The 1,013-nt window shown below is 49.0% G+C and carries 1 protein-coding gene; it reads right to left on the minus strand.

The window, feature by feature from the left end; translation table 11 throughout:
- The coding region (locus BOW06_RS13160) for a hypothetical protein (RefSeq protein WP_218669523.1) at window positions 1-268 on the minus strand (268 nt) is incomplete at its 3' end.
- Between the last annotated feature and the right edge of the window lie 745 nt (window positions 269-1,013).

Below are 1,013 nucleotides of genomic sequence, written 5' to 3' on the forward strand. Positions count from 1 at the left end.
CTCCTTTAGGAAGACGAATTAAACCCACGTCGATTTCGAAAGCCGAGTCTACGGTCAGAGATTCGTGAGACTGCAGCACTTTCTCTATCGTAGCCATGACCGTTTCCGCATCCAGAAGTTCCAACCGCAGTAACTGAACCACGATTGGGTTTTGTAACGCTGGGTGGTGTATTACGACTCGCCCTAGATCGTTATCGGACATATCACCACGTGCCTGACGTATGACGTCAGCAAACATTTGATGTAGATGTCTACGGATTTCGGTCAACCGTTTGCCTCCAAAAAATTCGCCGACTTTTACACGGTATGTACGTTCCACGGCCGCCGTCTTGGCAAACGTACGCTGCGACCTCAGGCGGATCGTGTAGGCGTCCTCTTCGAGTCGGGATTCGGATGGTCCCGGCTGTGGAGACTCCCTTCTGTCTCCCGGGCCTTCTCCCGTTTGTACGTTCCCCATAGGTGTCGGATCTTCCGTCTCGTCAGATGACACGGGTTTCGTGCTAGTGGTCGTATCGTGGACTCGTCGGTGAGCTCTGAGTGTGTCATGCGTACTGAATTTTGCATGACACCGTCCGCAGGAGAAAGTCTTCCCGTGGCTGAAAAAAGAAGGAATTAAACACGTAAATAGAAAGATGGGCAGACAGATAGATAGACAGACAGATACAAACAAGCTTACATACACTAGTGAGTACAACGGACAGACACACACACACATATATATATATACATATATATATTTAGAGAGAGTAGACAGATACGCATAGAGTCGAGTATGAGGGTGCATGGCCAGAGAACAGACTGACAGATGAGGAGACAGACAGACGGAGATACAGAGTCAAACTCACCCGAATTCGCCGTCGTTTAAACAGGCCTCTGAGAGAAGTTCCACTTCTTCTGTTTCCAAAATAGAGTGGAACGTTTCTGGCGACCATGACTCGAAGTAGGGATCTTCCGGTACTTCTAACATTTCCAGAAGAGCGTCGGCATCCCCGCAACTCCATTCTTGAAGAGGA

It is taken from the genome of Solemya velum gill symbiont, assembly GCF_002020255.1.
Taxonomy (GTDB): Bacteria; Pseudomonadota; Gammaproteobacteria; order Chromatiales; family Chromatiaceae.